20 protein-coding genes and 1 riboswitch are annotated in these 26,457 nt (G+C 45.9%); of the genes, 5 read left to right on the top strand and 15 right to left on the bottom strand.

Features of this window, described 5'->3' with window-relative positions:
- Positions 1–102 precede the first annotated feature (102 nt).
- Both H8S64_RS04775 and H8S64_RS04780 read right to left on the bottom strand, forming a co-directional pair.
- Positions 103–1,371, bottom strand: coding sequence for a sensor histidine kinase (locus H8S64_RS04775; protein ID WP_186975190.1), 1,269 nt, complete (start codon positions 1,369–1,371; stop codon positions 103–105).
- Entirely contained in the window at positions 1,368–2,054 is a 687-nt protein-coding gene (locus tag H8S64_RS04780; protein WP_099292166.1) for a response regulator transcription factor, read from the bottom strand. The genes H8S64_RS04775 and H8S64_RS04780 overlap by 4 nt, the downstream gene beginning before the upstream one ends.
- Before the next feature lie 169 nt (positions 2,055–2,223).
- Here H8S64_RS04780 and H8S64_RS04785 point away from each other — a divergent pair, with 169 nt between their 5' ends.
- Positions 2,224–3,696 carry a putative Ig domain-containing protein gene (locus tag H8S64_RS04785; protein ID WP_186975191.1) on the top strand — a complete coding sequence of 491 codons (1,473 nt, stop codon included), beginning with the start codon at positions 2,224–2,226 and terminating at the stop codon, positions 3,694–3,696.
- A 39-nt stretch (positions 3,697–3,735) separates the two neighbouring features.
- Here H8S64_RS04785 and dpp5 read toward each other — a convergent pair whose 3' ends face one another.
- From dpp5 to bcp, 3 genes are all read right to left on the bottom strand, one after another.
- Positions 3,736–5,811, bottom strand: a complete 2,076-nt coding sequence (gene dpp5, locus H8S64_RS04790; RefSeq protein WP_186975192.1) for a dipeptidyl-peptidase Dpp5 — start codon at positions 5,809–5,811, stop codon at positions 3,736–3,738.
- 174 nt (positions 5,812–5,985) lie between these two features.
- A complete protein-coding gene (gene recA / locus H8S64_RS04795) occupies positions 5,986–7,008 on the bottom strand; it encodes a recombinase RecA (protein WP_186975193.1) in 1,023 nt (340 codons plus the stop codon).
- Between the two features lie 88 nt (positions 7,009–7,096).
- The gene (gene bcp / locus H8S64_RS04800) at positions 7,097–7,567 is read right to left on the bottom strand and encodes a thioredoxin-dependent thiol peroxidase (protein ID WP_186975194.1); all 471 of its coding nucleotides are present in this window, start codon (positions 7,565–7,567) and stop codon (positions 7,097–7,099) included.
- A gap of 109 nt (positions 7,568–7,676) precedes the next feature.
- On the opposite strand from bcp, the gene H8S64_RS04805 reads away from it, so the two are divergent.
- Together H8S64_RS04805 and H8S64_RS04810 are read left to right on the top strand one after the other, a co-directional pair.
- On the top strand, positions 7,677–7,985 hold the full coding sequence (locus tag H8S64_RS04805) for a DUF4491 family protein (RefSeq protein WP_186975195.1): 309 nt from the start codon (positions 7,677–7,679) through the stop codon (positions 7,983–7,985).
- Between the two features lie 62 nt (positions 7,986–8,047).
- The gene (locus H8S64_RS04810) at positions 8,048–8,470 is read left to right on the top strand and encodes a PaaI family thioesterase (protein ID WP_099292178.1); all 423 of its coding nucleotides are present in this window, start codon (positions 8,048–8,050) and stop codon (positions 8,468–8,470) included.
- A gap of 145 nt (positions 8,471–8,615) precedes the next feature.
- On the opposite strand, the gene H8S64_RS04815 is transcribed toward H8S64_RS04810, so the two are convergent.
- From H8S64_RS04815 to H8S64_RS04860, 10 genes are all read right to left on the bottom strand, one after another.
- The gene (locus H8S64_RS04815) at positions 8,616–9,500 is read right to left on the bottom strand and encodes an Rpn family recombination-promoting nuclease/putative transposase (RefSeq protein WP_186975196.1); all 885 of its coding nucleotides are present in this window, start codon (positions 9,498–9,500) and stop codon (positions 8,616–8,618) included.
- Positions 9,501–10,249: 749 nt separating this feature from the next.
- Positions 10,250–12,256 (bottom strand): excinuclease ABC subunit UvrB, encoded by a 2,007-nt coding sequence (gene uvrB, locus H8S64_RS04820; RefSeq protein ID WP_186975197.1) that lies wholly within the window; start codon positions 12,254–12,256, stop codon positions 10,250–10,252.
- A gap of 94 nt (positions 12,257–12,350) precedes the next feature.
- Complete coding sequence (locus tag H8S64_RS04825; RefSeq protein ID WP_186975198.1) at positions 12,351–12,725, bottom strand: thioesterase family protein; 375 nt, start codon at positions 12,723–12,725, stop codon at positions 12,351–12,353.
- A 122-nt stretch (positions 12,726–12,847) separates the two neighbouring features.
- Positions 12,848–13,597: a sulfite exporter TauE/SafE family protein gene (locus H8S64_RS04830; protein WP_186975199.1), complete on the bottom strand. Its 750-nt coding sequence runs from the start codon at positions 13,595–13,597 to the stop codon at positions 12,848–12,850.
- 37 nt (positions 13,598–13,634) lie between these two features.
- A complete protein-coding gene (locus tag H8S64_RS04835) occupies positions 13,635–14,921 on the bottom strand; it encodes a Na+/H+ antiporter NhaC family protein (RefSeq protein ID WP_186975200.1) in 1,287 nt (428 codons plus the stop codon).
- 13 nt (positions 14,922–14,934) lie between these two features.
- A complete protein-coding gene (gene metF, locus H8S64_RS04840; RefSeq protein ID WP_099292184.1) occupies positions 14,935–15,888 on the bottom strand; it encodes a methylenetetrahydrofolate reductase [NAD(P)H] in 954 nt (317 codons plus the stop codon).
- A gap of 92 nt (positions 15,889–15,980) precedes the next feature.
- Complete coding sequence (gene metH, locus H8S64_RS04845; protein ID WP_255469431.1) at positions 15,981–19,505, bottom strand: methionine synthase; 3,525 nt, start codon at positions 19,503–19,505, stop codon at positions 15,981–15,983.
- A 12-nt stretch (positions 19,506–19,517) separates the two neighbouring features.
- A complete protein-coding gene (locus H8S64_RS04850; RefSeq protein ID WP_186975201.1) occupies positions 19,518–20,267 on the bottom strand; it encodes a UPF0280 family protein in 750 nt (249 codons plus the stop codon).
- Positions 20,268–20,393: 126 nt separating this feature from the next.
- Positions 20,394–20,813 (bottom strand): NIL domain-containing protein, encoded by a 420-nt coding sequence (locus H8S64_RS04855; RefSeq protein ID WP_099292186.1) that lies wholly within the window; start codon positions 20,811–20,813, stop codon positions 20,394–20,396.
- Between the two features lie 268 nt (positions 20,814–21,081).
- Positions 21,082–22,224, bottom strand: a complete 1,143-nt coding sequence (locus H8S64_RS04860) for a homocysteine biosynthesis protein (protein ID WP_099294503.1) — start codon at positions 22,222–22,224, stop codon at positions 21,082–21,084.
- Between the two features lie 305 nt (positions 22,225–22,529).
- Positions 22,530–22,634, bottom strand: a riboswitch (SAM riboswitch).
- A gap of 609 nt (positions 22,635–23,243) precedes the next feature.
- Here H8S64_RS04860 and H8S64_RS04865 point away from each other — a divergent pair.
- Positions 23,244–24,683, top strand: a complete 1,440-nt coding sequence (locus tag H8S64_RS04865; protein WP_186975202.1) for a murein transglycosylase domain-containing protein — start codon at positions 23,244–23,246, stop codon at positions 24,681–24,683.
- 14 nt (positions 24,684–24,697) lie between these two features.
- Positions 24,698–26,437, top strand: coding sequence for a C25 family cysteine peptidase (locus H8S64_RS04870; RefSeq protein WP_186975203.1), 1,740 nt, complete (start codon positions 24,698–24,700; stop codon positions 26,435–26,437).
- Positions 26,438–26,457: the final 20 nt, after the last annotated feature.

The following is a 26,457-nucleotide window of genomic DNA, read 5'->3' on the forward strand; positions in this document are numbered from 1 at the left end:
AGCTTTTTATTTTTAATGTTCATGTATTAATTCAATTTCTGAGAACAAAGTAAAGGGGCAATTTGGGAAAGATTTGGGAAAAAAGAGAGGAATTGAAAAATTTTAGATTTTTACCGTGAAATGATGCATCCCGTCGTACGAGTAGGTGATACGGATACCATAAAGATTCGCGATGCTTTGCACGATGGCAAGTCCCAGCCCTGTGGAGTCCGGTTTCTTGTTGTCGGCTTGATAGAAGCGGGTGAAAAGGCGGGAATTATCCAAAGGTTTTCCTTCGCCACTGTTGGAAATGGTGATTTGATAAGGAAGTATGCTGACCATAATTTCGCCGTTTACCGGAGTGTGTATCATGGCATTTTTGAGCAGGTTTGTCACGAGGGTATTGGCTAAAGATTCGTTCGTGCGAATCTTGCAGATGCCCGTTTCCTCGAGGTGTACCCGGAGTTTCTTGTGTTCGTATATTTCTTGAAAATCCTCGATAAGTTCCCGAATGATCGGGTTGAGTTCTACCTCTTTCTCGTTGTGGAATTGCCCGTTTTCAATGCGGGAAAGGAACAACAGGGATTTGTTGAGTTTAATGATGCGTTCCACGTTGCGGTGAATATCGGCAATTTCTTGCAATTGTTCCTCGGTACAGTCCGGTCTTTCGGCGAAGAGTTCGAGTTTGTTGCGGCATATTGCCAACGGGGTTTGCAACTCGTGGGAGGCGTTCCCGATGAATTGCTTCTGTTGGGAATACATTTCTTCGCTCCGTAGAGTCATTTTGCGTATCGTGTCGTTTAACTGTTTGAATTCTTTGATTTTCGTGGGATTGTCCAACGGGGGATTCTTTTCCCCGAGAGTAAATGTATTGAGCCAGCGAAGCAGCTTGTAGAAAGGCGACAGGCTCCGGCGAAACACGAGCTCGGATACGAGTATAATACACACGAGAAGGGTGAAATAGAGAATGATAATCCATTGCAGGATGGCCTCGATCATGTCGTCCTGTTCCAGCGTGGAGATCATGACTGTCAACTCGTAGAATCTCTTGTCCTGTCCCCGGAATGCGGTTTTTAGTACCCGCACGGGGTCAAATTCCAGTTCTGTCTCGTAGAAGCGGGTGGAGTCGAAATAGCGTTCCCGGTAATGGATGGCTTCTTCCTCGGGTATTTCCTTGAGCATGTATTGGCTCATCAGATCGTTATGATTGTCAATGGCGGATGTATCCGTGAGTACCTGACGGATGATAAGGTTTTTATAGTTTTCAAGACTATCGTCCGTTTCATCAAGAATCTCATCGAGTATGTTAAAATAGAAAAGACAAGCCCATGTCGAGAGGATGATGATCAACACGACAGAGAGTTTGCTTATGGTATAGTGGATGAGTTTCATGCTTCCGGGGTGGTTATCAGTTTATAGCCGAAGCCGTAAACGGCTTTGATTTCCGGAATAGCTTCGGCTTGTTTCATTTTCTTGCGTAGATTTTTTACTTGGGAGTAAATAAAATCCAGACTGTCTGCCTGATCGATGTTGTCGCCCCAAACGGATTCCGCGAGAGTGGTTTTATTGATCAGGCGGTCGGGATTAGCGACAAAATAATACAAAAGGTCAAATTCTTTACGGTTCAATTTCAGTTCATTACCATCAATAAAGACGGTGTGATTGTCGGGGTAGACAATTAGATTGCCGATCTCTATTTTGATATCTCCGTCGTTTTGTTTTCTCCGGATGACGGACTTTACTCTGGCGTGGAGTTCCGCCAGATGGAAAGGTTTTGCCAGATAATCGTCTGCGCCGAGGTCTAGCCCTGTCACCTTATCTTCAATGGAGTCTTTCGCGGAAACAATGATAACGCTTTCGCGTTTGCGTAGTTTTTTCAGTTCCTCGAGGATCGACAGTCCGTTGCCACCGGGAAGCATGATGTCCAGCAGGATGCAATCATAGTCGTAATCATTGATTTTCTGCAATGCCGTGGCGTAGTCCGTGGCGGTTTCCACGATAAAACGTTCTTTTTCGAGTGATTGTGTCATCACTTCCCGTAATCCTTTTTCATCTTCGACAATCAGTATCTTCATGGCTTTCCGGTTTTAGTCTACACAAAAATAGAAAAATATTCTGGAAAGAATTAGGAATAAAGCGGTAGAACAAACGCATTTTCACGCGTTTACTCTGTGTGATGGCTTTGTCGTGTGGTTATTTATCTATTATTTGTTATATTTGTGCATGATTGTTAAAATATAGTATATGAAAAATGTATTGTGGTTTGTTTTGATATTTGCCCTGTTCGGGTGTACGGGGAAGAGAGGGAAGTTCGAGGGCGTCTTCGAGGGGGAGCCTCGAGTGAATCCGCCTTACGTGGTGGGGAATTATCCCGGTACGGAGTTTATTTTCGCTATTCCGACTTCGGGTGAGCGTCCTATGACTTGGACGGCGGAAGGGTTACCGGGGGGATTGACCTTGAATGGCGAGACTGGAATTATACGGGGTATCGTGGAGAATGCCGGGGAGTATAAGGTGAAGATTACGGCTACTAATAAGCTGGGAAGCAGGGTGAGCGAGTTGAAAATACAGATTGGCAAGGAGTTGGCGCTGACGCCGGTGATGGGGTGGAATAGTTGGAATACTTTCGGACAAGATTTGACGGAAGCCTTGGTTATCGAAACGGCAGAGGCGATGATCGCGAACGGAATGCGTGATTTAGGATATAATTACATTAATATTGACGATTTGTGGCAGTTGAAAGAGAGAGGGGCGGACGGGCATATTGTCATTGACTCGACGAAGTTTCCAAGAGGAATAAAATATGTTGCCGATTACCTGCACGAGAGAGGATTCCGTTTAGGTATCTATTCGGACGCCTCGAAATATACTTGCGCGGGCGTGTGCGGAAGTTACGGCTTCGAGGAAATAGATGCCCGTGATTTCGCCGAGTGGGGAGTGGACTTGTTGAAATACGATTATTGTGGTGCTCCGGCATCACGGGATACGGCGATTGCACGTTACCGGAAGATGGGGGAGGCTTTGCGGGCTACCGATCGTTCGATTATTTACAGTGTTTGCGAGTGGGGACGTCGTGAGCCGTGGGAGTGGGCGAGAGAAGTCGGCGGGCATTATTGGCGTACAACGGAGGATATTCGTGACGCTTGGGATTTGAGAGAATCGGGAACAGGATTATACGGCATACTGGATATTATTGACAAGAACGCTAAATTGGCCGATTACGCTTTCCCGGGGGCATGGAATGACCCGGATATGTTGGTTATCGGAATTTGCGGGAAGAGTTCGAGTATTAACTCCGGCGACGTGCAATATGGTTGTAATTTAAAAGAGTATCGTACACACATGAGTATGTGGTGTATGATGGCCGCTCCCCTGTTATGCGGGAACGATGTTCGGAATATGCCCGACTCTGTTTTAAGAATATTGACAAATCCGGAGATTATCGCGATTAATCAAGATGTGCTAGGACTGCAAGGGAGAATGATGAAGAAAGAGGGAAATTGCGAGATATGGATGAAACCGCTGGATGGCGGGCGTGTCGCTTTAGCCGTGATGAATCGGGGGGATGAACCGGAAGAGGTCGTGGTACCATTGGATTTATTGGGATTCGGGAAAGCGTTCGTGCGAGATGTCTGGTTACATCAGAACGTGGGAGAATTTGAGCAATTGAAACTCAATTTAGAACCGCACGTGACAGCCGTATTTAAGCTGGAATAGAAATAAAAAAGCCTCGTGAAAAACGAGGCTTTTTTTATATTATTTCAACCATTTGTCCAACCAAGCGGCGAAAGTTCGTTGCCATAAAATACCGTTCTGGCATCCGAGTACCCAGTGACATTCCTCCGGGAAATATAAATATTGTGCCGGAATGCCACGCATACGTGCGGCATTGAAAGCTCCCATACCTTGCGATGCGTCGATGCGGAAGTCTTTTTGACCGTGGATCACCAGAATCGGGGTGTCCCATTCTCCGACAAATTTGTGCGGGGAATTTTCGAAAGTACGTTGAGCCACCTTGTTTTTCTTGTCCCAAGGCGCACCGCCCATGTCCCATTGTGCGAACCACATCTCTTCGGTGTTGAAATATTGCATTTCCATGTTGAAGATACCGCAATGGGCGATAAACGCTTTGAAACGTTTGTCGTGATGTCCGGCAAGGTAGAACACGGAGTACCCTCCATAAGAGGCTCCCACGCATCCCAAACGATTCTCGTCAATATAAGGTTCTTTCTTCATCTCGTCGATGGCAGAAAGATAATCCTTGATGTTTTGCCCGGAATAGTCCCCGCTGATCTGTTCGTTCCATTCCTGACCGAATCCCGGTAAACCGCGGCGGTTAGGGGCAACGATGATATAGCCGTTGGCTGCCATCATCTGGAAGTTCCAGCGATAACTCCAGAACTGGCTGACGGTACTTTGCGGTCCGCCCTCGCAATAAAGGATTGCCGGGTATTTCTTGTTCGGGTCGAAATGGGGAGGATAGATAATCCATGTCAACATCTCTTTGTTATCGGTAGTTTTTATCCAACGGGATTCCACCTTACCCATGGTCAGTTGATCCAGTATCTTTTTGTTCACGAACGAGAGTTCCGTGTCCTTTCCGGTTTTCGGGTCTACTTTGTAGATTTCTGCCGGCTTGCTCATGGATACTTTAGTAGCGATCAGGTAATCGTTTACCGGGATAACGGAAGTATAGTTGTGTACGCCCTCGGTTAATTTGGTGATAACCCCGTCGTTCAACGTCAACTTGTAAATCTCGTCGGTGGCGTGGTGATCGGAAATAAAATAGAGCGTGTTATTGTCAGCCCAAGTAAGACCACCCACGTTTTGGTCGAAGTCTTTCGTGTACTCCTTTTTCTCGCCTGTTTTCAGATTCATCACGAAAAGGCGGATTTTATCAGCCTCGTATCCATCACGTTCCATACTTTCCCATGCCATGAATTCCCCGTTGGGAGAGATCACTTGATTTTGGTCGTACCCCATCATACCTTTCGTGAGATTCTCGGTTTTCCCGGATTTCACGTTATAAAGGTATAAGTCCGTGTTTGTAGAGAAAGCGTAATCGATACCCTCTTTTTTGCGTGCCATGTAGATAACGCCTTGACCGTCTTTTGTCCATGTCAGTTGCTCGGTGCCACCCCAAGGACGAACGGGAGATTCCCATTTCTCGCCTTCCATGATGTCTTTACCGGTGGTAATCATTTGTCCCGCGATATAGTCGGCGACAAACGGGTGGGTATACGCTTCCACCCAATCATTCCAGTGACGGTAGAACTGGTCGTTGATCAAGCGGGCATTCGCTTTCGGGAGGTCCGGGTGCAAGTCGTGTACATCTTTTTCCAGTTTCACATCTTTCAAGAAAAGAAGTTTGGATTTGTCCGGGGAGAAAATATATCCCCCGATACCGCCTTCCACGTTGGTCAATTGTTTGAGGTTACTGCCGTCCGGGTTCATTTCCCATAATTGGACGGAACCCGATTTACTGCACATGAAGGCAATTTTACCGTCGGGAGTCCATGTTGTCCCGAATTCCTTGTAATCCGTGTCGGTTAATTGTTTGGATGTTCCGTCAGCAAGATTCATCAGGTAGACATCACTGTACGAGCGGTCTTCTTCTTTGTTGAAGTAAGTCACCTCGTACACGAGTGATTTCTGGTCGGGGGATACACTTATTCCGCCGAGTCTGCCAAATGACCATAACACTTCGGGAGTCATCACGTCGGATGCTAATTTCATATCCGGTGTTTTATAACTTGTTTTTACTGCCTCTTTCTGGCTATCGCACGACACAACAGATAGCAGGATAAGTGCAGAGAATAAACGATTTTTCATTGTATTTTTTTATAAAGTTCATAAAGTCTATAAAGTTCATAAAGTCTATAAGGTCCATGGACCCCTGCGGGGCGCTTTGTCTATGGCAGCTAGGGCTGCCGATAAACTTTGTCCGAAGGACACCTTGTATCCTTACGGGCTTTATGGACTTTATGGACCTTATGGACTTTTGACTTATTTCGTTGCCGGTTGCACACCACTCTTTATTGCTTCCACGATCTTTTGCGTGAGTTCTTCTGCCAATTCCGGGTTGTCCATGACAAGTTGTTTCACGGTTTCCCGTCCTTGTCCCAGTTTGCTTTCCCCGTAAGAGAACCAACTTCCGCTTTTTTTGATCACGTTGTATTCAACACCCATGTCAACGATTTCACCGGAACGGGAGATACCTTCCCCGTACATGATATCGAATTCCGCTTTTTTGAATGGAGGAGCTACCTTGTTTTTCACTACTTTCACGCGAGTGTGGTTACCGTAAATTTCCTCCCCGTCCTTGATCTGACCGATACGGCGGATATCCAGACGCACGGAAGCGTAGAATTTCAGTGCGTTACCACCGGTTGTCGTTTCGGGATTACCGAACATAACACCGATTTTATCACGTAATTGGTTGATAAAAATACAACAAGTATTTGTTTTGCTAATTGTTCCCGTTAATTTACGTAGGGCTTGGGACATCAGACGGGCTTGTAATCCCATCACGCTGTCACCCATCTCTCCCTCGATTTCAGCTTTCGGGGTAAGGGCGGCAACAGAGTCAATCACGATGATATCGATAGCAGCCGAACGAATCAATTGTTCCGCTATTTCAAGGGCTTGTTCCCCGTTGTCGGGTTGTGAAATAAATAAATTATCCACGTCAACGCCCAGTTTCTCCGCGTATACCCGGTCGAAAGCGTGCTCCGCGTCGATAATAGCGGCGATACCACCCATTTTCTGTGCTTCAGCGATAGCGTGAATAGCGAGTGTTGTTTTACCTGAAGATTCGGGGCCATAGATTTCTATGACGCGTCCCTTGGGATAACCGCCTACGCCCAGAGCTCTGTCCAGTCCGATAGAACCCGAGGGGATAGCCATAACATCTTCTACGACATTATCCCCAAGTTTCATGACGCTTCCCTTCCCGAAATTCTTCTCGATCTTGTCGAGCGTGAGTTGAAGTGCTTTTAACTTGTCTTGGTTGGTTTCTGCATTTGCCATACTTGATTTATTTATGATTTTAGATTTATGATTTTTGTTCACCTTCGGCGAGTTACAAGTTGTTGTTCTCGCATTTCATTTTCAATTTTCAATTCTCAATTTTCAATTGCTCTTGGATTTGCTTCGCGTGATCCTTCGTGTTCACTTTCGTGATGATTTTTTGAATAATACCGTTTCCGTCAATGATAAACGTGGTGCGTAATACGCCCATGTAAGTTCTGCCGTACATTTTCTTTTCTGCCCATACGCCGTAAGCTTCCAGTATCTTTTTGTCCGTGTCGGCGATAAGGTTGAACGACAAGTTGTATTTCGCTATAAATTTCTGATGAGAACTTGCCGAATCGGGGCTAACTCCTACAACCTCAAAGCCATTATTCGTGAGGGAGGAATACCCGTCGTTCAAGCTGCAAGCCTCTGCCGTGCATCCTGAAGTGTTATCTTTCGGGTAGAAATAAAGTATTAATTTTTTCCCCTTGAAATCATCTAAGGTAATTTTTTTGCCGTCTTGATTTATGCCCTCGAAATAAGGGGCTTTTTCTCCTTCTTTCAGTGTTATCATAGTTGCTTAGTTTTTTCTCGTACTTCCATACAAAAGTAGGAATATTTTGGAGAAATAAGGTAGTGTTTTGGGAATATTTGTACATTTGCGGGAGTCTAAAAAAACATTTATGGAATTCATTGAATCATATAACTTGACTGGATTAATTATCGGGATTTGTACCTTCCTGATTATCGGGTTATTTCATCCCGTGGTAGTAAAAGCGGAGTATTACTGGGGTACAAAATGTTGGTGGATATTCCTTGTATTGGGAATCGCCGGAACGCTTGCAGCCCTGTGGGTTACCAACGTGTTGTGGTCATCTTTGCTGGGCGTATTTGCCTTCTCGTCTTTCTGGACGATTAAGGAAGTTTTCGAGCAGGAAGAAAGGGTAAAGAAAGGATGGTTTCCCGCGAATCCCAATAAAAAGAGAAATTAATTTACGATTAAAAGCCTTGGGCTGTGAGTGGAAATCTAAAATCATAAATCTAAAATCAATACATGTTAGAGCTTATAGAACAGATGAACCGGGAACGCCGGGGGACATTGATGGAAAGTTTGGGAATTGAGTTTATCGGGGTGGGAGAGAATTGGTTGGAAGCAAAGATGCCGATTGATGAACGCACGATGCGTCCGGGACAATTGTTGCACGGTGGAGCGATTATGGCATTGGTGGAAACCGTGGGAAGTGGATTAACCTATATCGGGGAAAATCTGGAAGAAAATCACGTGTTCGGAATCGAGATTAATGGCAATCATATCCGTAAAGCCCAAGGGAGTTATGTTATCGGGCGGGCTGAATTTATCCATAAGGGACAACGAACCCACGTGGTTGCCGTGAACGTGACGGATGAATTCGGGAACTTGGCTTCCGTGTGCCGTATCACGAACGTGGTATTGCCGAAGTCGTCAGATCACAAATAAAAAGTTATGATTTTTGCCGAAAAAACAAAAATCGGAAGCTTGCCGGATGATGAGGAAAAGAATTTACATGGCACGAAAACCAAAAGAGTTTCATTGTTTGGGCTCTTCTGGTTTTCATGTTTACAAAATACCCTATCTATGTAGTTTAAAGTTTCTCTACTTCCAAAATCGATAGCCCTGTACTTTGAGCGATTATTTCAATATTCAAACCTGCTTTTTTCAAGTTTGATGCTATTTCCTTAGCTTTTTGTAATTCACCTTCCGCACGTCCTTCCATACGTCCTTCCGCGCGTCCTTCCGCGCGTTCGGTAAAAATATTATCCCGCAAAATAACCACATTATCCAAATGCCGATAATACGCGTCTAACTCTTCTTTCGTCATTCTATCAAGCTTCAGACGTTCACGAACCTCGTTCAAACCGGGTGCTGTAGCAGATTCCGGAATGTTACCCGTGTTCAAATAATAAATCCATTCTTCCAACGGACTTTTCGCTACTTGATTGAAATCATTCACTCTCAAGATGTAATACTCGGGGTAAAGTTGGCTAACTGTATCCACCTTGAATGTTTGTCGCTGAAAAGGTGTTAATTCAAGCACTTCACCGGTGTGAATACCGTGAAATTCCGTTTTACCATGATAAACGATATCTTTCCCGTGTCCCAGGGAGAAATAGACTATATTCACGCTATACACTTTGCGTACCTTGTCATATCCCTCACCCCGGTTGATATATTCAGTAACTAACTTTGACGTCCCGAACAACATACGTTGGAAGTAAGCGTATTCATTATTATTTTGTATCTCTATCAAGATAAGTTGGCCTTTGGAATCTTCAGCCAACATATCCACCCGATTATATTTATCATATTCGTCTTCCTGATTACTCTCGCTCTCCAACAATTTCTGGATAGTAATACGCTCACCCAACAACACGGTCAACAATCCTTCCAACACGGCAAAATTAGCTTTATTACGCAGCAAGCGCTTCATGGCCCAATCAAAACGGATATATCGGTTTCCTGTTTCCATATGCATTCTTTATTAGTTCTACCAACAAATATAAGTATAATTACTTTACAAACAAAAAATCACGCTTGTGCGGGGATTGCACTTCTATTGTGAATCTTCATATTCTATCAATTTGTATACACTTTATTTAGAAAATATCGGATAGACAAGATTACCATGTGAAAAAGTCGATTCTATAATTTCGATGAAGAGAGCAAGAATTTGAACGAGGTGTGTTCTCGTGGAATATTATAGGTAAACCTAGGCAAGTTGGTAACATAACAGCTATATACCAAGCTGTTTGCAGGGTGTTGGTTGGGTGATACTTCTATCATACTCCTATCATACCCCCATGAAACACCTATTAGGATAAAAAAATGTCGTGGCATAATTGTTTTTTGGTATAAGATTGTGTATATAAAACACCACGGAAATAGATTTGAATATTCCGATAAAGATAGTTCTTCTATAGTTATCGGATATTTAATGGTTGGTTTATTCCGATTTTTATAGAGGATAGTTTATATTATTTTTTAGATATAGAAAAGACCAAGTTGAAAAGTTTATGTGCTGTCAGAAAAGTTATGCTCTCTTCTTGCTTTTATTTTATAAAATTATCTTGGAAAGATAACCTTTTGAGTAAAAGTATTTAAGCGAGATTTGTCGTCAGATTCAGTTACCGAGAATTCCTCGGTAACTGAATTTTCGTCCAGTTCGTTTTCTTTGAATATATTCTTAAGATGCAGCGATATGTTGTCCGTTGAACAATCTTAAAGTTCCAGCCGTTTTATCGTTTCTTCGAGTTTGAACATTTCGTCACGCAGGCGGGCGGCTTCGAGGAAGTCCATTTCTTTGGCGGCTTTTTGCATGGCGGCTTTTGTTTTTTGCAACATCTTTTCCAGTTCGGGTTTGCTCATGTAAGCGGTAACCGGATCGGCGGCCATGTTGATATGCTCTTCTTCCACGTAAGCACGGGAAGTTTCTTTTAGCACGGAGTCGGTTGTTTTGTGAATTTGTGTGGGGGTGATGCCGTGTTCACGGTTGTATTCCATTTGTTTTTCCCGACGATAATTGGTTTCGTCTATGGTTGCTTGCATGGAACGGGTAATCGTGTCGGCGTACATGATGACTTTCCCGTTCAAGTTACGGGCTGCACGTCCGGAGGTTTGTATGAGTGAGCGCGTGGAGCGTAGGAATCCTTCTTTGTCGGCGTCGAGAATGGCGACAAGAGAAACTTCCGGCATATCCAATCCTTCACGGAGCAGGTTTACCCCGACAATGACATCAATAATTCCCTTGCGCAGGTTCTCGATGATTTGCACTCGTTCCAGCGTGTCCACGTCGGAGTGGATGTACTGGCATTTGATGCGAATACGGTCTAAATATTTACTCAGTTCCTCTGCCATGCGTTTGGTCAACGTGGTAACGAGAACTCTCTCTTTTATTTCTATTCGTTGCTGTATTTCGTTGACAAGATGATCTATCTGGTTTTTGCTGGGTACGACTTCGATTTCCGGATCGAGGATACCCGTGGGGCGGATAATTTGTTCGACCACGACGCCTTCGCATTTCTCGAGTTCGTAATCGGCAGGGGTAGCGCTGACGTATATCGTTTGTCCCGTGTTTGCCTCGAATTCCTCGAAAGTAAGCGGACGGTTGTCAAAAGCGGCGGGAAGCCGGAAGCCGTATTCCACGAGCGATTGTTTGCGGGAGCGGTCGCCCCCGTACATGGCTCTCACCTGTGGTAGCGTCACGTGCGATTCATCGACAACCAACAGGAAATCTTGCGGGAAGTAATCCAGTAAGCAGAATGGACGTACACCTGCGGCACGACCGTCCAGATAACGGGAATAGTTTTCAATTCCGGAACAGTATCCCAGTTCCCGAATCATTTCCAGATCGTAATTTACCCGTTCTTCCAGACGTTTGGCCTCCATGTGTTTCCCGACAGAATTAAGAAAATCGACTTGTATAGTGAGGTCATGTCCTATGTCGTGGATGGCTTTTGCCAACGTGGCTTTGTCCGTGACGAATAAGTTTGTCGGGTAGATGTTCAATGTTTCCATTTCATCCATGGTCTTTCCGGTCTGTGGGCTGAAAGAAGTGATCCGGTCGATTTCATCATCCCAGAATTCTATCCGGTAAGCCATGCCCTCGAAAGTTTCGATGGAGGGGAATATATCCACGGTTTCACCTTTTGCCCGGAAACTTCCCCGTTTGAACTCGAGTTCGTTGTTCACGTAAAGGGCGTCTACCAGACGTCGTAATAATTGATTGCGGGCAATTTTCAGTCCCCGGCGCAGGAAGATGATATTTGCCCCGAAAGCTGTCGGGTCTGCCATACCGTACAGGCAGGAAACAGATGAAACTACGACCACATCCCGTCGTCCGGAGAGGAGGGAAGCGGTTGCCCGTAGGCGTAGTTTATCGATCTCGTCGTTAATAGCGAGGTCTTTTTCTATATAAGTGTTTGTCGTCGGAAGATAAGCTTCCGGCTGATAATAATCGTAATAGGAAACAAAATATTCGACCGCGTTTTCCGGAAAGAACGCTTTGAACTCCGAGTACAACTGTGCGGCTAATGTTTTGTTATGACTTAAAATAAGGGTAGGGCGTTGTACCTTTTTAATGACGTTCGCGATCGTGAATGTTTTCCCCGAACCCGTGACCCCCAGCAACACTTGTCCCGGGGTACCTTCTTCAAGTCCCTGTGTCAGTTGTTTTATTGCTTCCGGTTGGTCGCCGGTGGGTTGAAATTCTGAGGTAAGCTTAAACATACAATTGAAAATTGAGAATTGAAAATTGAAAATGTGAATTGAAGTGTTTGAAAGATTATTTCATTTTCAATTCTGCATTTTCAATTTTCAATTATTAAAGTTTGCTCATAAATTTCTCCGGGTTGATGATGAAACGGTCGTGGACGGCTGTTCCGATAGGGGTGGTTTCGTCCCACGCTTCGATTTCAAAGCGAATACGGCGACCGTCGACTTCGGTAATGGTGGCTTTGCAGCCTACTTTTTTGCCCACGGCGGTAGCTTTCACGTGTTTGGTGTTGATTTCAATACCCACGGTATCGCTGTCAGTGTCGAGCATTCCTTCGAGGCATTTAATTGCCGTGTTTTCCATCAATCCGACCATTGCCGGGGTTGCAAATACTTCCAATTTCCCCGAACCGTAAACAGCCGCGGTATCTTTATGCTGAACTGTTATTTCCTGCGTGAACGAGTGTCCTATTTTTATTTCCATGGTGATGTAAAATTTGATTTACAAAGTTATCAAAATATATCGTATGCGATGCTTTTTTGTCGCCTACTTATTTCAGTAATTTCCTATTCCCGTCATTTTCCAGTATTTGTATTTTTTTATTTTTAGCTAAAATAAAGGCGGATAGCCACGACTACCAGTATCACGAGCAGGAAATAGCGAATGTATTTCGCTCCCCATTTCACGCTGAAGCGTACGCCGAGCCACGCGCCGAGCATATTGCCGCAGGCAAGGATAAGACCTACTTTGAAGCTGACCAGATCGTTGTATATGAAGATTGCTAGAGCGATAATCGTGTAAAAGAGAACGATAAACAGTTTTATGGCATTAGCTTTCAACAGGTCGTAACCGCACCCCAGCACCAGTCCGGCAAGCAGAAAGAAACCGATACCGATTTGGATGAAGCCGCCGTAAATACCGATAAAAAAGAAGATCAGGTTTCGCAGCCACGGTTGTTTCATTTTTGCTTTATCCGCGTTGGCTTTTACCCAAGCGTCGGGATTGAGAAGCAGCATGAAGAACATGATAATCAACAGTCCGGCAATGACTTTTTTGAAGACGTCCTCGTTAATATCTACCGCTATCAAAGCCCCCACGATACTTCCGAGGGCAACGGGGAGCAGAAGTTTGTAATCGGTTTTGAAATCAAGTATTTTCTTTTGTTTGAAACTTCCGACGGAAACCACGTTTTGTAACAAAATGGCAATCCGGTTTGTCGCGTTGGCTACATTTGCCGGAAGACCGATAAAGATCAGGAAGGGCACCACCAACATGGAACCACCTCCGCCCACTGTATTGATAAACCCGGCTGCCATGCCGAGCAATATGGTGATGAGTGCTTCTGTTATTGTCATGGTGCGAAATTACATACTAATTTTAGATTTACAATTGTTAGGAGTATTTTCTCGGGTACCGGAAAAATATGGCTAAAAGGGCGGCTATTCCCATGAGGTACGGGTAATAAAGATATTGCATGATAGCGAGTGGGGTAACAGCTGCTAATCCGGCAGCCATGAGTAGTTGTGCCCCGTAGGGAATGATTCCCTGTACAAAACAGGAGAACGTGTCCAATAAACTGGCCGATTTTCGGGGATCTACGCCAAAACGGGCAGCAATATCCTTGGCAATGGGACCTGCCATGATAAGCGCTATCGTGTTGTTTGCCGTGCAGAGGTTAGCGAAGCTCACGAGTGCGGCAATACTCAATTCTGCTCCTTTTTTCGAGTTCACGCGGGTGGTCAGTTTCTGTATGATGTAGGCGATTCCCCCGTTATAGCGGATCATTTCCAGCATCCCCCCGGCAAGCAGCGTGATGATGATGAGTTCACCCATGCCGGATATCCCTGTTCCCATGGCCGCGATCCAATCCCAGAATCGGATACTTCCGGCAAGGATGCCGACTATGCCCGAGCATAAAATGCCAAGTAACAATACCAACATGACGTTCATTCCGGATAAAGCGGTCGCGAGAACCAGAATGTAGGGGATTATTTTCAACCATTCGATTTCATGGATCACGGGATGCGTGGTTATTTCCGTTCCTTGAAACAGGTAGACAAGAGCGACGAGTGCGGCTACGGGAATGACGATCAGACTGTTTACCTTGAATTTGTCTTTCATGTTGCATCCTTGTGTGCGGGTTGCCACGATGGTCGTGTCGGAGATAAAAGAAAGGTTATCCCCGAACATGGCGCCGCCAACCACGATTGCCACCATGTAGGGCAATGCTATGTCTGTTTGCGCGGCAATACCTGCGGCGACGGGAGTGAGGGCGACAATCGTGCCGACAGAGGTTCCCATCGATAGCGAGATAAAGCAGGCTGCAATGAACATTCCCGCGAGCAGCAAGTTATCCGGGAGAACGGCTAAAGCAAGATTTACCGTGGCATCGACGGCTCCAACCGCTTTGGCGGTCTGGGCGAAAGCTCCGGCAAGAATGAAAATCCACACCATAAGCATGATGTTGCTGTTTGCCGCTCCTCTACAAAATAAATCTACTCGTTTGTGTAACTTGCCTCCCGAAGATATTGCCACGGCAACCACGGATGATACGAGAAACGCTACCGTGATGGGCATCTTGTAGAAGTCTCCGATGATAATTGAAGCTACCAAGTAGATTAGTAGAAAGACAATCAGTGGTATCAGTGCGAAAAAGCGTGGTTTCGGTTCTTGGTTCATCTTTTTGATTTTTTCAAAATACTTGTTTCACTATCTCTTGTATGTTTTCCGATTTTCCCATGGTATAATAGTGGACAGCGGGAACGCCATGTGCGATCAGATCCTTGCTTTGTGTCACGCACCACTCGATACCGACTTGGTTGATTTCCTTGTTGTTTTTACAGGAGCGGATTTCTTTCACCAACTCTTGGGGAATATCAATGCTGAATGTACGGGGCAGCATCTCCAAATGTTTGAGCGTGGAGATCGGTTTTAATCCCGGAACAATCGGAACCGTGATTCCTTGCGCCCGGCATTTTTCCACGAACCGGAAGAATTTAGAGTTGTCGAAAAACATTTGAGTCACGATATAATTTGCCCCGGCATCTACTTTTCGTTTCAGGTTTTCGATATCACAGGCTTGGTTCGGCGCCTCGTAATGTTTTTCCGGGTAACCAGCCACGCCGATACAGAAATTCGTGGGAACGGAATCCGTCAAAGTATCATCAAGATATTGCCCGTGATTCATGCGGTATATCTGTTCGACTAACTCGCAACTGTATTTGTGTCCGTCTTCTTCGGGTGAGAAAAAACGCTGTCCCGGTATGGGATCTCCCCGGAGAGCCATTATGTTCTCGATGTCGAGAAAGTTCAGATCAATCAATTCGTTTTCGATTTTGTGGCGGGTAGCCCCACCGCACACGATATGCGGAACCATATCCACGTTGTATCTTCTCATGATGGCGGCTGCCAGAGCTACCGTACCCGGACGCTTCGTGACGGTAACTTTTTTAATTGTTCCGTCTGGTAATTCCCTGTATTCCAATTCATCCCGGTGGAACGTGATATTGATAAACGGGGGAGCGAGAGCGATAAGCGGCTCAATTGCCTCGTATATCTTGTTAATATCTCCCCCTTTCAGCGGTGGCACCAGCTCGAAAGAGAATACCGCTTTATCTGATTTGTTTAAGATGTCAATAACTTTCATGATTTTAGATTTTAAATTTTAGATTTTAGATTCCCTGCGCTTGAACCAACGCTTCAACTACCCCCTCTTTAGCTTTTATCTTATTTCAGCGTTTACACGCTGAAATATTTTGCTTCCGGGTGTGAGATCAGCATTCCGCAGAGGCTGGTTGAGGGATAGATTGAATATCCTTCTGTCAGTTGTACCCCGATTTGGGCGGGTGCATCCAATGCTTCGAAAGCGATCTTTTTTAACGCGTGATCCGGGCAAGAGGGGTAACCGAAAGCGGGACGGATGACACGCGTACCCTCGTTTATCTGCTCCTGCATCCATTCCGCGCAGGCTTCCGTCAGTCGGGCGCACAGGCTTTCCCGTAGAAGGTGCTCGAAATCACGACAGTCGTTACACTTGTGCTTGTCGGATACTTTCAGGCAGAACAAACCGACACTTCCCGTCCCTTTCTCTTTGGGGATCACGAAGTCTGCCAAAGAGATACATTCTTGCAGGTCTGCCTGTTGCCGGGGCATCGGGAAGCGGAATTTGCCGTCCAGCACGATTTCGTCGTTTTCCGAACAGGCATCGAAAAAGCGTACGATGATGGAAGCGTCAAATTCGTTGCCGGCAATGACTTTTCCCAACATATCCAGTGCTGCCTGATAAGTGCGGTCCGCCTCGTCATTCGTGTAAACGATCTCCGGGTATTTTCCTTTGAATCCCCAGAAATGGAAGAACGGGGTCCAGTCAATTCTTTCCACGAGGTCTTCGATATTAAGGTGTTTTACCAGTAAATTGTGTTCCCCGAATGTTGTCGGTTGAACGTTATCCCAATTAAAGCGTGGCGCTCTTCGGCGGGCTTCTTCAAGCGATATGTGTTTTTGTTGACGGTGGTAATAATGCGTCCGGATTTCTTCCTGCTCCCGTTTGAGTTCACGGGTATAATTTTCCCGGTCGTTCAGCAAGCGTTTTATGATTCCCACGGTACGTGAAGCATCCCCCCCGGGTACAACACAATGATCATATTTGGGTGCCAGTTTCACAGCCGTGTGCACGGATGAGGTGGTTGCACCTCCCACGATTAGCGGTACTTGCAGTTGTTCTTTCTGTAACAGTTCGCATAGATTTTCCATTTCACCCAGCGAGGGAGTGATCAATCCGCTAACCCCGACAATATCCGCCTCGTGTTCTTTAATAGCCTCGATAATCCTTTGGTTGTCTACCATGACACCAAGGTCGATCACTTCTAGATTATTACACGTTAATACAATGTTTACAATGTTTTTGCCGATGTCATGCACGTCGCCTTTTACCGTGGCAAGAATTACTCTGGGTAATCGTTTCATGTTTTGTGCCGCCGTGTTATGGCGTTCTATTTCGGGTTGCAGGATATTCACCGCTTCTTTCATCACTTTTGCCGATTTCACCACTTGTGGGAGGAACATTTTGCCGTCCCCGAAAAATTCGCCTACGCGATCCATGCCTTTCATGAGCGGTCCTTCGATAATTTCTACCGGATTGGAATACCGGGCGAGAGCCTCTTCTATATCCGCGGGAAGATAGTCCGTGATGCCTTTCACGAGTGCGTGTCCCAAGCGCTCTTCCAGCGGGTGGGTGCGCCATTCCTCGTTTTGTACGTTTTTGTTTTCGCCCTTTACTTCTTTATATTTCTCGGCTAGGGCGATTAATGTTTCCGTGGCCTCCGGAGTGCGGTTTAAGACAACATCTTCCACTGCTTTAAGAAGTTCCGGGTTGATTTCGTCATACACTTGCAACATGGCGGGATTGACGATAGCCATATCCAGTCCCGCCCGTATCGCGTGGTACAGGAAAACGGAATGCATGGCTTCCCGCACGGTATTGTTACCGCGGAACGAGAAAGAGAGGTTGGATACTCCGCCCGATGTGCGGCAGCCTTTCAGGTTCTGTTTTATCCAGCGCACGGCTTCGATGAAGTCCACTGCATAATTGTTATGTTCGTCGATACCCGTGCCGATAGCGAGGATATTCACGTCAAAGACAATATTTTCGGGGGTAAATCCGGCGCGGGTAGTCAGTAATCGGTAAGCGCGTTGGCAGATGTCTATTTTCCGTTGGAAAGTGGTTGCTTGTCCTTCCTCGTCAAAAGCCATAACCACGACTGCTGCCCCGAGGCGTTGTATCTCTTTCGCCTTGTGCAGAAATTCTTCTTCCCCTTCTTTCAAGCTGATGGAGTTCACGATACATTTCCCTTGCGAATTTTTCAATCCTGCAAGAATGGTTTCCCATTTCGACGAATCGATCATCAAGGGTGCCTTGGCTATATCCGGTTCGTTGCTGATTATACGAATGAAGCGTTCCATTTCCGCCGTGCCGTCCAGCATGGCATCGTCCATGTTGATGTCTATGATGGACGCTCCCGCCTCGATTTGTTTGCGGGCGATGATAGCGGCTTCCGTGTAATTCTTTTCCCGTATCAGACGGGCGAATTTGGCGGAACCTGCTACGTTGGTGCGTTCCCCGATATTGATAAAATTGCTTTGCTCTTTATCAACAATTACAGTTTCCAGTCCGCTCACTTTCAACCGGTGTTCCGAAACCGGGATTTCACGGGGAGGGATGTTTTTCAACACTTCGGCGATAGCCCGAATGTGTTCGGGTGTCGTTCCGCAACATCCGCCCGCGATGTTGATTAACCCTTCTTTTGCCATATTTTGCAGGCATTGTGCCGTGAATTCGGGAGATTCGTCGTATTCACCCATTTCGTTGGGAAGCCCGGCATTCGGGTAGATGCTGATCGCACAAGGTATATGTGGCGCCAGTTCCCGGATGAATTGGTGTAATTCTTTTGCCCCGAACGAGCAGTTTAACCCGAAACTCACGATGGGGTAGTGGGACAAACTGGTGAACAGTGCATCCAGTGATTGCCCTGTCAGCGTACGACCGCTTTTGTCGTTGATCGTTGCCGAGAGCATCACGGGGAGTTGTGTCCCGCGTTCCTCCTGTACTTTGGCGATAGCATACAAGGCTGCCTTGGCATTCAGGCCGTCATAAATGGTTTCCACGAGCAAGAGATCTACGCCTCCCTCGATTAGTGCGGTAACTTGGGTAGTGTAAGCCGCGACTAATGTGTCGAAGTCCACGATACGGTAGGCGGGCTGTTCCGGATCGGGGGCAAGCGTGAGAGATTTGTCCGTGGGACCGATACTTCCTGCCACGAGTATTTCGCGTTCTCGGCAGGCGGTAGCCGCTTCTTTGGCGATTCGTGCCCCTTCCCGGTTTATTCGGGTAATCCATTCCGTGCACCCGTATTCGGCTTGGGATACGGCATTGGCGTTGAACGTGTTTGTTTCTATAATATCGGCACCCGCTTCAATATAACTTTGATGCACTCGGCGAATCACGTCGGGACGGGTGATATTCAACACGTCGTTGTTGCCTTTCAAAGGGATAGGGTGCCCCGCGAATTCTTCTCCCCGGAAATCGGCTTCTGTTAATCCGAATTTTTGTAAGGCTGTCCCCGTGGCTCCGTCGAGGATGAGGATGCGTTTGTTGTCGCCTGCGGCGAGTTGCAGGTTGCAGGTTGCATTTGCCTTTGGCAAGTTACAGGTTACAGGAACTCCCGTGTCGGTGTTGTTTGGTTGTATGTCTTTGTATGTTTTCATTTCTAAATTTCTTCATTTCCAAATCTTCAAATCAAATATCCCGTGAATACCGATTTTATCGTCTTTGATACAAATAGCTCCTAGGATTTCGTCTTTTTTTCCTATCTCTTCCATGCAGGGGGCAATGTCCTCCACGGTCTGTATCCGGTTGGCGAAGGCAGTGGCGTATGTATCGGCCAAAGCACAGTCTTTGCAGATAATCATTACCGCGTCCGCTTTCCCGAAACTGAGCGATGGACCTACGGTGCCCGATGAGGTGCATATTCCCAGCGGGGCATATCCGGCGTTGATCGTGAAACCGACTTTCTCGGACAGGGGAGATTGCCCGGCGAACACGGCGATATCCATGTCTGTCCGGATGTCGGCGTATATATCTCCGCCGTTTTCCACGATAATCTCTTGTACCCCGAACTTTTCTTTGACTTCTATGCCTATTTCGCGGGCGACAGCTCCGGCAACGGCACTCATGGGACCGATGCCCGAACGGACAGCCACTTCCGCCATCTCACGGAAGATAACCGGTGCTGTCGGTTGTGCCTCGTGTGGTACCAATGCTTTCAAGTAGTCCGGATCTTGGGCTATGTAAGCGTCCATTTTCTCCCGTAACGCCCGTACACGGGTTTCCGTGAAGACGGGAATCTCCGGGTGAAACGAGGCTTTGTCAATCCCTATCCACAAATCGGTTTCCTTGAAAGCGACCGTGAAAGAATGCCAGCGCTCTTCCTGTAAATGTTCCCTGTATGTACGATCTTTGTATTCCATTTGAGTTCGTAAAGTTTATAAGGTTTGTAAAGTTTATAAAGTGTCCAGTGTTATTATTTTTGCTTTCATAAGGTCTGCTAACTTTATAAACCTTATAAACCTTATGAACTTTATAAACTTTATAAACTAATTCAGCGAATCGCTGAATTCAATCTTGAAAAGTTTCAGCGGGCAGGCTTTCAGGCATAGCTTGCAGGCGATACACTTTTCCGGGTTGAATTGCAGTTTCCAGTCCGGAGCCTCAATAGTCAAGGCGTGGGAGAAACAGGCGGATGCGCAGTTGCCGCAATTGATGCAACGGGTTTCGTCATACGAGATTTTGCTGGAAACGGGACTCACGGTGACTCCGTTGTCGTTCAGAAATGCGATAGCTTGTTCTATACGCAATTCGTCGGCATCCATTTCAATGAGTAAAGAGCCGGTTCTTCCGGGTTGTATTTCTCCTTTCAGTATATTTATTTTTATATCATAAATACGAATCAATTCGTATGTCAAAGGTCTGTCTGTTGCGTCGACCGGGAAGGTCAATATTACTTTTTTATTCATAACCGGAATAATTTTAGATTTTAAATTTTAGATTTTAGATTGAACTCCCTCCCTCCTTCGGGGTATTGAGCCCGGAAACCGGTCTCGAACTGGCTCTCGTTCGACAGACAACGAGCAAGCTCTCAGTCTGTTCTCTCTTACTCGCCAGTTTTCCTCTATAAACAGAGGGAGAGCTGAATTACTCACCGTCTTTGGCTAGTGTCACCAGCTCCTCCTCTGTTTATAGAGAGGTGGCTGCGAAGCAGACGGAGGAGTTCATTTTCAATTTTCAACTTTCAATTTTCAATTGTTTCAGTGCAGTTCCTGTCGGCATCGGTCGAACGGGTTCCGAGAGCAGGAAATCACCTTTTTGAATCCATGATTTCAGTATATCGGCGATTTGTCGGGCTTTTGCCAGACTGGCCACGGGGGTGGTTCTGATCTTGTGTCCGTTTACTTCTATTTCACCCGATTGGAGGGCGGCATAGTTTGTTTTTCCTAGAATCTTGTTTCCGTCCCCGTAATCCACGACGGTTGTTTCAATCTGTTCGTTACGAATGGATACCCTGCGCGCGAGGTCTTCATCCAGAATAGGGATGGGGATACCGATCCCGACAAACAGGCTTACCCCGTATTTCTCGTAGTACACGCCTCGCAGGAAGTCGGTACTCATGTTCTTCAAATCGCCGATTACCGCTATCGTGCGGGCGTTACTGGTCGGGATGCCGTATTCGTTGACTTCTTTGGTGGAGTGGAATTGTGTCCCGTTCCATGTGACGTACCCTTCCGTGCCGCAGAGGAAAATGCGGGTTCCCAATCCTATCGTGCGACATTCCGGATCATTCAACAGGGGAGAGAGTTCACCTGCCGTGCTGTACGAGGCGTTGCGCAATTTTGGAAGTAGGGTTCCCATGTAAGTGTATTTGATTTTGTCCGTGGAGTTTGTTGCCACGTTGTAGTTCTGGTACGCGTTTCTCGGGTTGTACAGGATTGCCTCGTTGATTGAGTCTTTCGTGATACGGGTTTTAATGTGTTTGCAGGGATAGCAGTCCGTTCCTTTTCCCCAAGCCTCCAAGGCGATTTCTTTTCCTGCCACGAGGTCTTCGATAACGTGCGCACCCCCGTATGCCGGGTTCTCTGGGTTGCAGTCCGTGGCACCCACGTAGGTGTCCACGGCGGCGAGTCCGCCACTGACACGTATCCCATTCAATTCGATTTTTTCCATGCGAATCGGGGGATTGGCATGACCGAAATTCAAGAATGCGCCCGATGAACACATTGCCCCGAAAGTGGCGGTTGTTACCACATCTACTTTTTCGGCGATCTCTTTCGGCGAGAGTGTTTTTGCCAATTCGGAAACTTCTTCGGCGGTCAGAACCACTGCCGTTCCCTTTTTTATCTTGTCGTTTATTTCCGCGTATGTTTTTGCCATGATATTGTCCAATTTCTTGATAAATAAATGTTTGAATAATGATTTTTTCAAGATAATTGCCTTGCAACTATCTGATTATTAGATTGTAGATGTTGTTTGTGTCATAAAAGTCATGACACAACGATCAATCATAAATCTAAAATCAAAAAATCTAAAATGAATAAGTTCCGGGGTAAAAAAGATATTAGCGCATGCAGCGCATACACATGGACATGGCAATAGAGAGGATGAAAAGATTTCTACAATTGGCGGTGCAATAACTGCTGTTCTGGTTTGGTGTTTCTTTTTTCATTTTTCTTCAGCTTAAATTATAACTCCTGGTTCTCAGGTCAGGTTTTGGCACCTTGCAAATCTTTTGCAGGTTGTCGGAGCTTCAATGAGCCTGTTCTCTCGACTCCTCTTTATAATTCAAACAATCCTCGCAGATTGAATTGATCGGGACAAAGAAAAAAAGAATAAATGAAGAATGCAAATATTTTTCATCTTTTTTGCGATCGGGGATTCTAATTTACTGCTATAACTCTTCATTACACGTGAATAACCCCTGTTCAACCCTTGGTCTCTATCAAAAAGATTGCAATTTCATATCATTAACAGAGCATGAACGCTGGTTTACGTTCATGCTTCGAAGATGCTACGTTCATGCTTCGAACTTGGTAGCGGGAAACCATAGCCTAAGTATAGTCCGGGGGATGCCGGGTGTGAGTGAAGGGATGAAAATGCAGTGTTTCGTTTATCGCAATTTAACATTTTGCGAATTGCGAGAAATGAAACACAAACTGATATTATTACGATAAATGTGATAATTTTAAATATAAGATTTATAACGACAAATTTTCATGTATTTATATTTTGTGTTAATCAAAAATTAATTACTTTTGTGTATCAGTGAATAAAAATTTATTGATATTATTGTAAAATTAGAGAAGTGTCGCGTGTGAAAGGGAGAACAGGAGCGATTCGTGTGAGTTTTTGCGGATAGTTAATATGGATATTTACACTGTCAATGTGTTGCGAGTATGAAGAAATGTGTGTTTGTTTTTTTGATCATGATTTTAGTGGTTTATGGTTATGCACAGACGGTAACATCGACGAAGACGCTTACCGATTCGCTTCGTGTGCAGTTCGAGAAAGATGCCAAGCAAATCACGTCTGATTTTGAGGCGTATAGTAAACAGGCTCGTGAAGAGTACGCGAAATACGAGGCACAAGCAAAAGCGGATTATTTTCGTTATGTCCGTTCTATCAAAAAGGTATGGGGGGAAGATAGTGTTATTGACAACACCCGGACGGAATGGGTGGAATACAGTGATGATTATCATAGCCGTTCCATTGTCGATTTTGACAAAGGGGAGATTTTCGTGGAGATAGCGCTTGACGATATCGGCGTTACGGATTCTACCGAGATAAACGCACGTTTGGCGGAAGCCATAGAACGGATGTTGAACAGCAGGGGTTCGACCTGTCCTTACCAATCTTCTGTTGACGCATCGGAAGCCTTAACGCAAAAACCTATCCTTGACGGGCTTGTCGATTTCTCCAAGTATAAATTCGATACGTCGTCAGCCTCAACGGACAGGAAACCGACATCCGCCCGTCCTGTCCCCCCGGTGCCGACCGTGAAGGGGAAAAATCTGACGGTTGATCGGAAGCAGGATTCGCTGGCACGAACTGTTGACACGGGGAAAACGATGGCACAGCGTACTCTGGAGAAAGACGATAAAAGAAATGGTAATCCTCTCGCTAGTAAACAGGAAGAGGCTCGTGAGCGTGCCGAACAAAAAAAGCAGGAATGGTCGGGCAAAGGGGAAACGGCATCTATCGCGAAAGCTATCGCGGCGCAAAGTAAAAAAACGGTCAAGGTAACGGGAACGAACAAGGAAGCACGTCAAGTGGTGCAGGTGCAAATGAGCCTTGTTGCCGATAATCTCTCGAAAAACGCGGCTCTTTATAAAGACCTTGTAGCGGAATTTTCGCGCGTCTACCAGATTGAGGCGTCACTTATTTATGCCGTGATGGAGCAGGAATCCTGTTTCAATCCCGAGGCAACGAGTTGGGTTCCGGCTTACGGGTTGATGCAGCTTGTCCCGACGTCGGGAGGTTTTGACGCGTTTCGCTATGTGTACAAGCGCGAGTGGATTCCCACGCGGAGTTATCTTTTCAACCCGCGTAATAATATAGAATTGGGTACCGCCTATTTGCGTGTTTTGTCGAACCAGTTCGCGTCGGTTGCCAATTCCGATTGCCGCAAGTTGTGCGTGATTGCCGGGTATAATACCGGGGCGGGAAACGTGAGCAGGGCTTTCACGGGAGCAACGAACCTGAATAAAGCCATCCCGTTGATAAACGAATGCAATTATGAACAATTATACAGTCATCTCACGACTCGTCTGAGCACGAGTGAAGCCCGGAATTATGTTTCGGGGGTGACGAAACGACAGAAAAAGTATCTCAAATAAAAAATGAAATAACGATGTATTGCCCTGAATGCGGAAATAAAATAGAAGACGGGAACGTGCTTTTTTGTTCGGAATGCGGAACAAAATTGGAGAGGGACGTTCACACGATGAACAAGGATTCCATGGGTTCGTCCTCGTCTAAAGAAGCGGGTATTCATGGATTGCTCTTCACGAATCTGAATTTGCTGGCAGAAAAACTGGATGTTGACGAGCAAAGTTTAACAGCCGTGTTTGACAAATTTATCGTGGAGAAAAGGAAGTGTGGCGTTTCATACAAACTTGTCGATGCCGGTAATTATTCTTACGGGAAGAGCGGTTTTTTCGGGAAGGCCAGAACGGTCAGTTTAAATGCCGACAGTTCGTTGTGGGATTATATGGACATACTGATGGATGTTCATCAACGGGAAGAAGCGGCGGGAAAGGAAGAATCGCAATACCTGTTTATTATAGGAGGAAGCGATATTATTCCCATGCCGTGCGTCCGTCATTATATCCCGGATGATAGTAATGATGACAGTATCGATACGGATATACTTTACGCTTATCCCTACGGCAAGGAGATGCTTGCTTTACTTGAAAGTCAGGAGATATTCAAGTACGAACAGCTTTTTTTCGTGGGACGGTTGCCTTTTGGGGAGGATGCGTCATGCGAAGATTTACTTGATTACCTGAAGCGGGATATAGAAAATTCTCACGGTATTCCGATGATCGCGGCTTACGGGCAATGCGATCCTAACTGGAAGAATGTGTCCGTCCGCGTGGCGGGTGATCTTTTGAGCGGTAATTATTTGCGTAATTTCGACGGTCGTTTGCCGGCTGATTGTTATTATAACCGGCTTATTCTTTCTCCCATGGTTATGGAGGAGAATGTCAGCCAAGTTTTCCACGCGGGAGCTTCTTTGTATTATTATAACCTTCATGGAGGGGAAGGATTGGAGTCACGCGGTTATTTCGGAGCCATGCTTCATAAAAGCGGGGAGGGAGCTTATCCGGTCATCGAGCCGGAACACATGATGACTTGTCTGGCTCCTAATATCGTTATCAGCGAGGCTTGTTACGGGGGACGTTTTATCGGGTTGGATAGGTATCACAGTATGTTATTGGCCTCGCTCTCCGCGAACACGTTGGCTTTCGTGGGGTCGTCGCGGGTGGCTTGGGGTTCCGTGGATTCTTTGAACGCGACTCCTTCCACGGTTGCTTTGTGCGAGGCGGATATCATCGCCAGTTGCTTCATGAATGCCGTTTTGCAAGGATATACCGTGGCGCAGGCATTGTTTATCGCGCGTAGTGCTTTGTTGCAGGGAACCGATCAGGGCAGTTTATACTCGGCTTTGACGATCGTGGAATTTAATCTTTTCGGGGACCCGACTCTCTCGATGAATTTTTACAAGGGGGGAAAGTCAGAGGGCGAAAGGCTTGGGAAGAAGGCTCTGGTTCCCGAAGACGCTAAAATCGGGTGTACTGTCGAGAGAATTAAATCGGGGAATAGGAGCGGTTCCATTCTGGAACAGGTGCGCAGTGCCGTTGATGGTAATATTCTCCAAATTCATACGATGATAAATCAATACCTGTACGCGAATTATGGCGTGGTACCGCGTGAGGTTGACGGGATTTTCAAGGTGCGATATAAAGACGGGCGGGAAGAATTACAGTTTAATTATGACATGGAGGCTCAAAAGGGAAAAATACCTGCCCGTTATGTCATAACGACCACTGTCGGCGGGGAAATCAAGCGTGTTTACACGGCAAAATGAAATATTTAAAATAAGATTGT

This window comes from Butyricimonas hominis (assembly GCF_014287455.1).
GTDB classification, from domain to species: Bacteria; Bacteroidota; Bacteroidia; order Bacteroidales; family Marinifilaceae; genus Butyricimonas; species Butyricimonas muris.